Annotated in this window: 9 protein-coding genes; 6 read left to right on the top strand and 3 right to left on the bottom strand. The window is 34.0% G+C overall.

Annotated features, from left to right (window positions below; genetic code table 11):
- Positions 1–10 precede the first annotated feature (10 nt).
- Genes RE431_RS07910 through RE431_RS07900 form a run of 3 tightly spaced genes read left to right on the top strand, consistent with a single transcriptional unit; the run spans position 11 to position 5162 of the window.
- On the top strand, positions 11–1978 hold the full coding sequence (locus RE431_RS07910; RefSeq protein WP_309561437.1) for a polysaccharide biosynthesis protein: 1968 nt from the start codon (positions 11–13) through the stop codon (positions 1976–1978).
- Between the two features lie 8 nt (positions 1979–1986).
- On the top strand, positions 1987–2757 hold the full coding sequence (locus RE431_RS07905; RefSeq protein ID WP_309561436.1) for a polysaccharide biosynthesis/export family protein: 771 nt from the start codon (positions 1987–1989) through the stop codon (positions 2755–2757).
- A 2-nt stretch (positions 2758–2759) separates the two neighbouring features.
- Positions 2760–5162 (top strand): GumC family protein, encoded by a 2403-nt coding sequence (locus RE431_RS07900; RefSeq protein ID WP_309561435.1) that lies wholly within the window; start codon positions 2760–2762, stop codon positions 5160–5162.
- Here the strand turns inward: RE431_RS07900 and RE431_RS07895 are convergent.
- A complete protein-coding gene (locus RE431_RS07895; RefSeq protein WP_309561434.1) occupies positions 5155–5889 on the bottom strand; it encodes a tyrosine-protein phosphatase in 735 nt (244 codons plus the stop codon). The genes RE431_RS07900 and RE431_RS07895 overlap by 8 nt on opposite strands.
- Before the next feature lie 152 nt (positions 5890–6041).
- Between RE431_RS07895 and RE431_RS07890 the strand changes: the two genes are divergently transcribed.
- The 3 genes from RE431_RS07890 to RE431_RS07880 all read left to right on the top strand — a co-directional run bounded on the left by RE431_RS07890 (position 6042) and on the right by RE431_RS07880 (position 11172).
- Positions 6042–7331, top strand: coding sequence for a capsule assembly Wzi family protein (locus RE431_RS07890; RefSeq protein WP_309561433.1), 1290 nt, complete (start codon positions 6042–6044; stop codon positions 7329–7331).
- Positions 7332–7451: 120 nt separating this feature from the next.
- Positions 7452–10742 (top strand): PAS domain S-box protein, encoded by a 3291-nt coding sequence (locus RE431_RS07885; protein WP_309561432.1) that lies wholly within the window; start codon positions 7452–7454, stop codon positions 10740–10742.
- 25 nt (positions 10743–10767) lie between these two features.
- Positions 10768–11172: a response regulator gene (locus RE431_RS07880; protein WP_309561431.1), complete on the top strand. Its 405-nt coding sequence runs from the start codon at positions 10768–10770 to the stop codon at positions 11170–11172.
- Here RE431_RS07880 and RE431_RS07875 read toward each other — a convergent pair.
- Together RE431_RS07875 and RE431_RS07870 are read right to left on the bottom strand one after the other, a co-directional pair.
- Positions 11141–12253, bottom strand: coding sequence for an endonuclease/exonuclease/phosphatase family protein (locus RE431_RS07875; RefSeq protein ID WP_309561430.1), 1113 nt, complete (start codon positions 12251–12253; stop codon positions 11141–11143). The genes RE431_RS07880 and RE431_RS07875 overlap by 32 nt on opposite strands.
- Before the next feature lie 15 nt (positions 12254–12268).
- Positions 12269–13090: a phosphatase PAP2 family protein gene (locus RE431_RS07870; protein WP_309561429.1), complete on the bottom strand. Its 822-nt coding sequence runs from the start codon at positions 13088–13090 to the stop codon at positions 12269–12271.
- Positions 13091–13113: the final 23 nt, after the last annotated feature.

Genomic DNA, 13113 nt, shown 5'->3' with positions numbered 1-13113 from the left:
ATTTAAAATTATGGGTAGAATCAATAGAGCCCTAAAAAATATTCTTACAGGTCCCGACAACGCATTAGATATTAGAAATTTAAAATATCTTCCTCGTTGGGCTGTTTTGTTGATAGATATAGGTCTGGTAGTAATTTCCACAGTATTAACCATATTTATCTTACTAGATCTTTCCCCATTTCAATATACTCTGCTAAGTTTTTTTGATAAAGGGGTTATTATTGTAGCTACGAATATTATTTTCTTTTATATTTTTAAAACATATGCGGGGATCATTAGGTACTCTTCGAATATAGATGCTCTGAAGTTATTATTGGCTACTATTGGAAGCTTTATAAGCTTATTGGTGGTAAACTATGCTACCTACTTTATAATCGGTGAAAAGGTATTTCTAGTGGGAGGATTGTTGATCAATCTTTGGATCTCATTTTCGCTACTTTTCTTATTTAGGCTGGGTGTTAAACAGGTTTACGAATATTTTAAGCTAGTTCAAAAGAATCAATCCTTAGTTAGGGCAGTTATACTTGGAGTTGATGAGAATGCTATTTCTATTGCAGGTGCATTGGATATTGAGCATCCTAAAAGATTTAAAATAGTTGGATTTTTAACTCAGGGATCACACAAAAGTCTGAGAATATTAGATAAACCTGTATTAAGGCATACTCAGAAAATTCATGAAGAGGTTAAATCTCTTGGTGCTGAGGCCATCATTTTTTCTGAAAACACTTTTACTCCTGAAGAAAAATTTAAGTTAGTTGAAGAATGTCTTGAGCATGATATTGCGGTTTATAATGCACCGCTAGTATCTTCTTGGGACGAAAACCAACCTATCGCGAAGAAGGTTAAGACATTACAAATTGAAGACCTTCTTGAAAGAGAGCCGATTCAATTAGAAGTTCAGAATAAAATTGATCAGTTAACCGGTAAAACAATTTTAGTGACGGGTGCAGCTGGGTCTATTGGTAGTGAAATTGTGAGGCAGGTAGCAGAATATAATCCTAAAAGGTTAATTATACTTGATCAGGCGGAAACACCATTACATAATCTGCAATTAGAAGTTGAGTCTAAGTTCCCCGATTTAAACTTTAAAGTAATTGTTTGTGATGTTGGAAATCAGAAGAGATTGGAATTAATGTTCCAGAATCAAAATATCGATGTTGTTTATCATGCAGCGGCCTATAAACACGTGCCGCTTATGGAAAGTAATCCTCATGAGGCTATTTTTGTAAATATACATGGAACAAAAAATTTAGCAGATCTTGCAGTTAAATATAATGTTGGACATTTTGTAATGGTTTCAACAGATAAAGCCGTGAATCCTAGTAATGTGATGGGGGCTTCGAAAAGAACGGCAGAAATGTATGTTCAATCTCTATATCATGATAGTATTAAAACAAACCCGAATAGTACTAAATTCATCACAACTAGGTTTGGTAACGTATTAGGTTCAAACGGATCGGTGGTTCCATTGTTCAAAAAACAAATTGAAGCTGGAGGTCCCGTTACAATCACACACCCCGATATTATTAGGTATTTCATGACTATTCCAGAGGCCTGCCAGCTCGTGTTGGAAGCAGGTGCCATGGGTAAAGGAGGAGAGATCTTCGTTTTTGATATGGGCGAGCCGGTAAAGATTATGGACCTAGCAATAAAGATGATTAAACTTGCTGGCTATCAGCCCAATAAACACATTAAAGTTAGAATAACTGGCTTAAGACCGGGGGAAAAGTTGTATGAAGAATTACTTAATGATGAGTGTAAAACTCTTCCAACTCATCATAAAAAAATAATGATTGGTCAGGACGTAGTGCGTGATTACGAAATGATTAACGAAAAAGTTGAAAAGATTATCAAGTCTGCAAATAAATTAAAAAACGATAAAGTCGTTGCAAAATTAAAAGATTTAATTCCCGAATTTAAAAGTAACAATTCCTCCTACGAGAGACTGGATAATGTTGCTGAACTTAAGAAAGAATAAAAAATTATATGAGAAAAATACTTAGTGCACTCATCATTAATTTGGTATTTATCAGTTGCGCAACGAAGGAAAATGTAGTTTATTTTTACGAAGGAAAAGAGGTATTAGAAAATCGTGAAAATCTTTTAATGTATGAACCTAAAATTAAAAACAATGATGTTTTAAAAATTGACGTTTCTTCTTCCTCATTAAACGAAGAAATTGTTGCTCCATTTCAAATGAGATCTAATTCTGAGGCAACCGGAGGTGGTGGACAGAACCTTTCTTTGTCTGGATATCTCGTTAGTGAAAAAGGAACAATTAATTTTCCAGTATTAGGTGTTATTGAAGTTGTTGGTTTAAAACCATCTGAAGTTCAAGATAAGTTAGAATCCAGAATTGAAAAATATGTCAAGTCGCCTATAGTTGATATTAGGATTATCAATTATTCTATAACTGTTTTAGGTGAAGTTGCTGCCCCGGGTAGATTTCAAGTTAATGATGGTAGAATAACCATATTAGAAGTTATTGCAATGGCGGGAGATATTACAATTGATGGTAAGAGAGAAAATATAACAATCATTAGAGAAGAAGATGGTATGAAGAAGGTTGCTTCAGTAGATATTACTGAGACCTCATTTTTCAGTAGTGAATTTTTTTATTTGAAACAAAATGATATAGTATATGTAGAACCTACTTACCGAGCTGTTAAGTCTGCAGGATTTCTCACAAGCGTCCAGGGTATTTTAGGATTAGGGACAACTATTTTAAGCATTTACTTACTTATCAATAGTCTATAAGAATGGAAGAATTTACGGATTTATCAGAGGAAAAGAGCGAATCGAGTATAGATTTTAAAGCAGAAATATATAAATATCTAACTCATTGGAAATGGATTGTTTTAGGTATACTTGTCGGAGGATTTCTAGCATTTCTTTATAATAGATATACTATACCAAAATATAGAACTTGGTCTACAATGATAATGGTAAAAGATCAAGAGAAAAATGCTCTAAGTGCAATTCCATCTGGAGGAGGAAGTCTATTTGCATTGGAAGATGATGGATTACAAAGTCAAATTGAAAAGTTAAAGTCTAAAAAGCTAGTATCAAGTGTTATAGATGAATTAAATCTTAATCAATCATATTATTTCGAAGGTAATGTCATCACTGTTGAAGCATATAAAACTAGCCCAATTATAGTACAGTTTATTTCTCCAGATTCCATTGTAAATAAATCTAAATTAAATTTATATATAACTCCTGAATCTGATACTCGTTTTGAGCTCCGCTTGGCAGAGAATGATAATAGTAAAGAGTATAGGATTGGTGAAATAATAGAAATTGATGGTTTAAAATTTACAGTGTTACCCCAATCTCGAAATATAAAGGGAGCATTTAAAAGCTCAAATACCATTAATTTTAAAGTAGAGCCTTTAATTGAGACTGCTAATAGGTATATCCAGAATTTGGTTATAAGTCCTAAAGGACAATCAAAAGATATTCTTGAATTATCGATAGTCAATGAATCAGAATCTAAATCGGAAGATTTTTTAAATTTTTTAATGAAAAGGTTTAATGAAGAAGGAGTTAAAGATAAACAAGAGGTAGCAGAGAACACAACTAAATTTATTCAAGATCGTTTACAAATGATTACAGATGAACTTGATTCTGTAGAAGTTGACATTGCTGAGTTTAAGCGAGAGAATAGCTTAATGAATGTACAGGCTGGTGCTACTGAATTCCAATCGAAGTTTTCAATAGCAGAACAGCAAATATTTGATCTTGAAACTCAATTAGAATTACTCAGGTCTATAGAGGAAATTCTAAGGAAACAAGCTGAATTTGAATTATTACCTGATGTAGGAATTAATGAGGGGGGTGTATCTGGTTTGATTAACAGTTATAATAGTTTAGTAATTGAAAGAAATTTATTCCTAAAAGGTTCTACCGTAGAAAATCCTGCAGTTCAGGCTATCTCCGATCAAATTACAAGTTTAAAACAAAATTTGTTTCAAAATATTGAAAGTACTCGTGAATCTATTAATGTTAGATTGAGCGAATTAAATGTAAGAGAAAATACTGCCAAAGGTAAATTCCAGACTTTTCCGGGTCTAGAAAAGGGAATGAGAAATATAGAGCGTCAGCAGCAAATAAAAGAACAATTGTACCTGTTTTTATTACAAAGACGCGAGGAGGCAGCGATTTCATTTGCCGCAACTGCTTCTGTAGCTCGAGTTGTAGATGCAGCTTTTACATTGGATAAACCAGTTGATCCTGAGCCGTGGTTGATTTTATTAGGAGGATTTTTAGCTGGCTTAATAATTCCCGTTTTAATCATTTTCATTAAAAACCTAATAGATACTAAAGTTCATCATAAGGGTGATTTAAACAGTTTAATTAAAAACATACCATTTTTAGGAGAGGTACCACGAATAAAAACCGAGGAAATGGACATTATTCAATTGAACGACCGAACTCCATTGGCAGAATCCTTTAGAATTTTGAGAACTAACCTAGCGTATTTAATTCAAAATAAAGATAGAAACGTAGGGAGCACAATTTTTGTCACATCTACAGTTAAAGGAGAGGGGAAAACTTTTATTTCCTATAATCTTTCTAGAACTTTAGCAAGTACAGGTAAATCAGTTCTTTTAATAGGAGCTGATATAAGAAACCCTAAACTACATAGATATACAAGTACCACTCAAGGTGCAAAGGAAAAAGGTCTTTCAGATTACCTTTATGATTATGAAGTTGCTTCATCAGACGTAATTTCTCATACAAAAGATGATAATATTGAAGTCGATGTAATTTTATCTGGACCAATACCCCCTAATCCTGCTGAATTGCTTATGAATGATAGAATGGAAGATTTAATAGATCATGCAAAAACTAAATATGACTATGTAATAGTTGATACAGCTCCAGTAATGATAGTAACAGACACTTTATTAATAAGCCAATTAGCTGACTATACTCTTTATGTTACTAGGGCTGATTATACTGAAAAAAATCTATTAGAATTTCCTAAGGATTTAAAAAAGCAGGGTAAACTTAAAGGTTTAGCCATTATATTGAATAATGTAGATTATTCTAAATTCTCCTATGGTGCTCAATATGGATATTCCTACGGCTATGGTTATGGTTATGGAGCGGATCAGGAATCTAGGTGGCAGAGAATAAAAAAAAGATTGTTTAACTAGAAAATAAATTTCTATTATTCTCAATCACTTTTTCTAATGAAACCAGTATTTTTTTTGGAATTTTTATTTCTTTTATTTTATCGAGGTGACTTATTTTGTGCGCATCACTACTAATAAAATCGATTAGATTATTTTCAAGCAACCTAAAAGCTATTTTCTGAATTCCTATACCGTAATGGTTGGACAATGAAAGCATGTTCAGTTGAAAGCTGCATCCTCTGGTTTTAATTTGCTTTAATTTTTCTAGATTCTTTGAATGCCAGTAAGTATATCTTTCAGGATGTGCTAATATCGGGGAGTAACTGTTATTCTGAAGTTTAAAAAGAATTTCGTTGAGATTAATAGGTGGTTGAAAATAAGACATTTCAACTAAAACTTTATTCTTGATGATCGGTAAAATCTTTTGTTTTTCAATTATTTCAACAAAATGCTGATCCATCATGTATTCAGCCGAATAATTAAAATTTACCTTATTAGAGATATGCGGTTGAATTTTTTGAAATGCGTTTTCAATTGATTCAGGTGTATTGGGATAATATTCCCCGATCACATGCGGCGTTGCAACGAAATCAGTTATACCAATATTTTGAAATTCATTTATCAGCTCTAATGAATCTTCAGTTGTTTTCGCTCCATCATCGATTCCAGGCAATATATGATTATGAAAATCAGTTATTCCTTCAATCAGATCAATTAAAAATGTTTTCTTTTGAAAAATTGATAACATATGAACTATTTTGCTTTTCAAAATTACATAATTTAAATTCTTATTCTTAATATTTGCAGAGATCCTGGATCATTCAAATGAAATTAAGTTACGTATCTCTTATTATATTTTTTTTACTCACTAATTCCGCCTTTAGTCAGGTAATTTATAGTTTGAATTTTGAAGGTCACGGCAGGTTATCTACAGGAGAAGAATCTCCTTTTTGGATGCACACTAATTACAGGGGACGTTTAGATGAAAAAACACATCTATCAGGAATATTAACCTATAAAGCAAATATAGATCTAGCAGGAGATAATGAAGCTGAATTTGGATTAGGCGGATTTTTTAAGGATGGCTATGAAGATGGTTTTAATTTAGATGAGGCATATTTCTCTTTTTCTACTCCAAAAATAGGAGTTGTTATTGGTAAAAAACAGCGTCCAGATTTATTTCAAGGTTTAAGTGCATCTAATCAAAGTATACTTTGGAGTTTAAATGCTTCACCATTACCTGGTATTCGGTTCTTTTCCAGAGACCCTTTATTTATAAATGGCGAACACGGTATAGGATTTAAGGCAAGTCTTGAAGAATACCTACTTACTGATGATCGATATATTGAAAATACCCGTGTTCATCATAAAAGTGCTCATATTGTCTACAGAAGTAAAACAAATTTTGAAATCTCCTTAGGTTTTCAGCATTTTGTTCAATGGGCGGGTTACTCTGAAGAATTTGGCGAATTGCCTGGGAGTATAAAAGACTATACTCGAATTTTTACTGGTATGGCAAGTGAGAACGATGTAGGGAATGGGCAGGAAGTTAATGCCCTAGGTAATCAAATTGGGAGTTATGAATTGAATTTGAAAACTAAAATTAGAGATGTCGATTTTCAATTTTTATATAATCACATTTTTGAAGATGCTTCCGGTTTGAAGGCCGGGAATTTACCTGATGGGCGTTATGCAATTTATTTTGAGGATAATCGTGATTCTTTCTGGGGTAATTCTTGGTTTAAAGCATTCATGTATGAATTTTATTATACAAAAAATCAAAGTAGAAGAAGAAAAAGTTCCGAGGTAGATGGCGCCGATAATTATTTCAATAATAATTTATATAGGTCTGGCTGGACTTTTAGAAATCAGGTGATTGGTCTACCTTTTATTCTTTTAAATGAAGAGTCAAGATTTAGAATAGGGACCAATATTCTTACAGTTCATCATCTTGGGATTAAGGGTCTGGCGTTTGACAAGTTGCCGTATAGGTTTCTTCTAAGTTATCGTAAAAATTATGGTGTCAAAGATTCTTTCTTTCCTAATACAAGAGAGGTTTTTTCTTCCCTTATAGAAGTTGAATTAATAGATAGTGCCTATAAGCTGAAAGCTCAAATTGGAGCTGATATAAAATCTTATGAAGATTCTAACTTCGGAATCGGTATCAATTTTTCAAAAAACATTTTTTAGGTTTTAACTGATTAATTTTTGTACTTTCCACGAACCTAAATCTATTGTTAAACCTTGAATACGGAAACTTCCAAAATTTCTCAGGAGGCTTTCATAACTTTGTGTTATGAGAAGGGCGTAGTGGCATATAATCAAGCGGCTCAAGAAGTAATTCAAGATGCTTTTGATCTTCAATTAGAAAATGGTAAATGCTTTTCAGACTTTCTTCCTTTAAATTTAAGAACAGAAGTCAAACATCGGCTAAGGATTTGCCGCAATGGAATAAAGCAATTCTTGGTAATCGATTATTCGAATACTAAACTTCAATTTACCTTTACTCCAATTCTTAGCATAGATGGAAAAGTAAACCAGTCTTCAATTTCTATAGAAAAATCAATTCAGGAGAATTTAGAATCAAGCTTAAAAGATTCTGATTTAATTAAGAAGGAGATGGAATATAATAAGCAGGTTTATTCTAATCTTTTTTATAATAATCCCGATGCTGTTTTTTCCTTTGATCTTGAAGGAAATTTTGTTAATGCTAATGCGGCCTCAGCAAAACTAGCGGAGACTTCCATTAATACTTTGCTTAACATGCATTTTCTACCACTGGTTACTGAAGCGGATCAGGAGATGGTGCTAAATAGATTTGCAAAGGCGGTTGAAGGGGAAAGTCAAAATTATATAATTAATTTCCTGAGTTTAAAGGGAAATAAGAAAATACTTGAGATAAACAATTTCCCTATAACTTATGAAGGAAAAATAATTGGTATCTACGGTATTGCCAAGGATATTACTAAACAAAAAGAGACTGAAAATAAAATTGCTGAAGAGCGGCAAATGCTCAGAGCAATCATTGATAATATCCCTGATTATATTTTCGTAAAAGACCAGGAACATAGATCTATCCTGGCAAATAGAAAATTTTATACCCAAATGTTAGGTGAGTCCAGTGACCAGAGTTCCGAAGGATATACACCAATGGATTATTTTGATTCTGAAAAGGGTTTCGAGATCATTGAGGATAATGATCGCGTTATGCAGACTGGGGTGCCAGTTATCAATCGACCGGATCTGGTGACAAATGTTGATGGAAAACAAGAAATGGTTCTGTTAACTAAAGTGCCTCTTAAAAATAAAGAAGATGAGACTATTGGTCTGGTTGGTATTGCACGAGATATAACAGAAACTTACCTGCATAATAAAAAACAGGATCTGATATTTAAAATCATAAAAGTATTTGGTGATAAACCTACCTTTAATGAAGCAATGATTCAAACCTTAAAAGTTTTCTGTAAAGATTTAGGTTTTGATTATGCTGAAGCTTACAAAGTAAGTATCAACAATGAAAATTTAGTGCGTACCGCATTCTGGCCACCAGAAAAGGATCTTGCGGAATTAAGTAGTTCTGGAACCACTTATTTAAGAGGTGAAGGCTTGCCTGGCAAAGTATGGGAATCTGGTGAAGTGGAGATTTTACGTCAGAAAGAGGAGGCAGATCTATTTGAGAAAATGATTCTGAATAATAACGAATCTATCAAATCGGCCGTCGGTATTCCTATTATCTTTCAAGGTAAATTGATTTCTATCTTTTGTCTTGGTTCAGTTAGCGATGCGAAAAAAATAGAAACTGATGTTCTAGGGGATATAACCTTACAGATAGCTTCAGCTATAGAGCGAAAGCGTAGCCAGGATCAATTGAATGATTTCTTCCAGTTTTCACCAAATCTTATCGCGGTAATCGGAATGGATGGTTTTGTGAAAAAAATTAATCCATCATTTGTTCAGAAATTTGGCTTTTCTGAATCGGAAATTTTAAGTAAACCGTTTACTGAATTTCTTCATCCTGATGATCTTGATAAAACTTATAAAGCCATTGAAGATATTTCAATTCAGGGAAGCGACTTTGAGTTACGTTGTTTAAAAAAGGATGGCGATTATCTCTGGATATCCTGGCGCTTCTCCAGATATTTTATTGAAGAGAATGTAGTTTTCATTTACGGTACAGATATCACACCACTTAAGAAAGTTCATGAAGAGCTTTCTGGACATATCGCCGAGCGTAAAAAGGTTCAGAAAAAGCTTGAGGAATCAGAAAAGAAATATCGTAGCCTTTTTGATGCCAGTCCTTTACCAATGTGGGTACTGGATAGAGATGAACTTAAATTTTTGAAGGTTAATAAAGCTGCTATTGAACTTTACGGATTCACTGAAGAAGAATTTTCCAGAATGAGCGTGAGAGATCTTTGGGCTCCTAAACAGGAAGACAGAATTGAAAAGGTTATCGCTAAAAATACGGATAGCTTTTTTCAGGTTAAGGTGGAACATATCAAGAAAAATGGAGATCGCATTTTTGTAAATGTGAATAGTAATCCAATGGTTTTTGCCGGTCAAAATGCTCGTGTTTCTTTAGTTAGAGATGTAACCGCAAGGATCAAAGCAGAAGAACAATTGCTTCATAGCGAAAAACGATTTAAATCCTTGGTTCAGGAAGGCTCTGACCTTATTTCAATAGTAGACAAGAGCTTCAATTATATTTATAATAGTCCGGCAACAAAAACGGTCTTTGGGCTTAAGCCTTCAGAGATGAATGGTACAGATTTTAAAGACTATATCAATAAAGATGATTATAAGAATATTGCTCCGCATTTAAATAAATTAGACAGCTCTAAAAGGGTTCAGTTGCCATCTTATAGAGTTAGGAATGCTAAAGGTAAATGGAGCTGGATAGAAACCATCATAACTAATTTAAATAATGATCCGTCAATTCAGGGGATCGTAATGAACTCCAGGGATATTACCGAATTTGTAGAGCAGGAGCGAGAGCTTATTGATAGCTTGCGTCGTTATGATATTGTTGCCAAAGCGACCAGTGATCTTATTACAGATTATGATATCGAAAAGGATGAAATGAGGGTTAGCGATGTGGCTACAGAATTATTTGGCTATTCAAATGATGATGGTGTGTATTCCGGAGATTGGTGGAATAATAAGATTCATCCAGATGATATTGAAAATGTAAGGTGTCTTGCCAAGCAAATGAGAGTTGAAGGTTTGAAAAACCTGACAACTGAATATCGTTTTCAGTGCCTCGATGGTTCTTATAAATACATCCTGGATCGTAGTTATTTAATTACTGATGAAGATGATAATCCAAAGCGTATTATTGGATCTATGCAGGATATCACGGAAAGAAAACAGCATTTAATTGCTATAGAAAATCATAACCAGAGACTAAAAGAGATCGCATGGACACAATCTCACGTTGTAAGAGCACCTCTTGCAAAAGTGATGGGATTGGTTGATTTACTGCTTAATTATAAAAATGATCTTGAAAATGTCAATGAAATACTAGATAATATTTTAACTTCAGCACAAGAACTTGATGTAATAATCAGGCAGATTGCGATTCAAACCGAAAAGGAATTGTAAGCTGAACCCCAAAAACGCCCTGCTCATGTTGAGAACAATAATTATTGATGACGACGAAATTGTTACATTCCTGCAAAGAAAAATCGTAACAAAGTGTGAACTGGATACCGATCCATATGTATTCAAAGACGCACAGCAAGGTCTGGATTTTCTGGAAAATGAATCAGATCAGGAGGTAGATTATCTAATTATGTTAGATATAAACATGCCTAAAATGGACGGTTGGGAGTTTCTACGGAAATTAAAAATGGTTAAAAACAATGAGCGTATTCACGTTGTAATGGTTACTTCTTCCATCGATCGTAAAGATAAAAGGGATGCAGCTGAAGATTCTCACGTGGTAGATTTCATAGAAAAACCGGTTTCAGCAAGACATTGCTCCAAATTAAAAGGAATCTCTAAGTTGTCAGCCTATTTTGAAGAGGGATAATATCTAATTTCTGACGAATGGGATCAGCACTTTTGATCTTTTCTTCAGCCCATTCTTTCTCTTCATCATCAGCCTCGTCTGTATCTTCATTGATCACCTCTGCAGTTGGCTCATAATTCAGTTTGATATACATGGGGAAATGATCAGATCCTACGTTTCTTTCCCTGGCAATTTCTATCAATGTGAAATCTTTCGTGTGGAAAACATGATCAAGAGGCCATCTTAAAAGAAAATAATTTGAATGAAATGTGTTAAAGAATCCTCTTCCAATCCTTGGATCCATTAAACCACTTAGCTTTTGAAATAATCTTGTAGTTCTGGACCATGCAACATCGTTTAGGTCACCTACAACCAGTATGGAATCTTTTTCAACATCTACGTCTCTACCAACCATCAAAAGTTCAGCGTCTCTATTGGTTGAAGTTTCACTTTCAGTAGGACTGGGAGGCATTGGATGTAAACAATGTAATCTTACCTTTTTTCCTGATCTTAGAATTACATAACCGTGAATAGAAGGGATATCATCCTGCACAAGATATCTTACTTTTATATCCTTCAATTCCAGTTTTGAATACAAATGCATTCCGTAAAGGTTGTCCTTCGGAATTTTTACGTTGTATTTATATTCTTCTTCTAATTCTGAAAGTTCCTCCTCCCATCTCTTATCTGTTTCCAGCGTAAGAAGAATATCCGGTTTACGATCATTTACTAGTGAAATGAGTTTATCACTTCGCTTGTTCGGTGTTAGCACATTACTAACCAAGATAGATACAGTTGCATTAGGATCTGAACCTTTAAATTTTAGAACCTGTTTTTTTGAAATATAAGTATAAGGATATATTTTTTTGAACTGATAAAGAAGACTTAGCCCTAGAAGACCTACAGCAATAAATTGCCATAGTTTTTCAAAGTCATAAAAAATGATCGAGGCTACAATCACGCAGATTATCAGAAAACTTATCTGTATCCTGGGAAAATCAAATCCTCGAACCCACCACTGATCAAACCTTGTTAGGGAGGCCAGTGTAGGGATGCACATTAAAACAGTAAAAAACAGTAAGGTAATTTCTCCAATACTCATAAAAATAGTTCGGTTTTAGAAGGTATAGTTAAAGCCAATACCCTTAGTGTCTATACCGGTTCCCATTACATTTGTATTCATTGTTGGATAAACATCCAATTTCTCATTCCCGATCTTGTGGATTTCTGGAACTAAGATACCACATGCAGCACCAATTCCAAAGCCAATTAAATTATCTGTTAGAAAATGCTTTCCGGCCTTAGTTCTTAAATAACCAACATAGGCAGGAACTGCAACCGCACCAGCCCATACATAAGGAACTGCAGGTGAGTCTGGATTAAAATCCTGAAATACTTTAGCTGTAAAGAAGGTTGCTGCAGCAGTGGCCGCAGTATGCCCTGCAAAAAACGATCTTTGAGCATCAGAATCTAATCTATCTTCTATTGGAAGATTTTCATTATAAACCAAAGGTCTGCTTTTTTCAACATTCCCAGCCGTCAACGTAAAGAATGCTCCGGTGGTGGCCATAGTTTCAATAAACATTACAGAGATCTGCCCGAAATTTTGTCTTTCATCTTCTCCAAGTAGAAACAGTAAAGGTGTTGCGAAAGATGCATAAAATGGTATATAGCTCAATTCATCTGCATTAACAGAATAATTTCCAACGGCTCCGCGGTTAATTCCCCAGATATCATTACCATCCAAATTTGCCAAATCTGTTTCTGTGAGATCGGGTTTATTTTGAATGCTCATAACACCTACGACATTCAGCCCAACAGATCCTGCAACCCAGGCTCCGTCCTTCCAGAAGTCAGTTTTGTAGGGAGATGATTTTTCCTGGGCATTCATATTAAATGAGATCAGCCCTACGAGTAATATATAAAAGTATTTGTTCATCTTTTTTTTTCAAATCTCTTATA

The organism is Christiangramia sediminicola (assembly GCF_031344135.1).
Taxonomy (GTDB): Bacteria; Bacteroidota; Bacteroidia; order Flavobacteriales; family Flavobacteriaceae; genus Christiangramia; species Christiangramia sediminicola.
Note: the sequence above shows the minus strand (reverse complement) of the source record. Positions and strands in the feature narration are given on the sequence as shown.

Coding starts and splice junctions, on each gene's coding strand:
- RE431_RS07905 (WP_309561436.1), top strand. CDS start 1,987: ATGAGAAAAATACTTAGTGCACTCATCATTAATTTGGTATTTATCAGT.
- RE431_RS07900 (WP_309561435.1), top strand. CDS start 2,760: ATGGAAGAATTTACGGATTTATCAGAGGAAAAGAGCGAATCGAGTATA.
- RE431_RS07870 (WP_309561429.1), bottom strand. CDS start 13,090: ATGAACAAATACTTTTATATATTACTCGTAGGGCTGATCTCATTTAAT.
- RE431_RS07895 (WP_309561434.1), bottom strand. CDS start 5,889: ATGTTATCAATTTTTCAAAAGAAAACATTTTTAATTGATCTGATTGAA.
- RE431_RS07910 (WP_309561437.1), top strand. CDS start 11: ATGGGTAGAATCAATAGAGCCCTAAAAAATATTCTTACAGGTCCCGAC.
- RE431_RS07880 (WP_309561431.1), top strand. CDS start 10,768: ATGTTGAGAACAATAATTATTGATGACGACGAAATTGTTACATTCCTG.
- RE431_RS07875 (WP_309561430.1), bottom strand. CDS start 12,253: ATGAGTATTGGAGAAATTACCTTACTGTTTTTTACTGTTTTAATGTGC.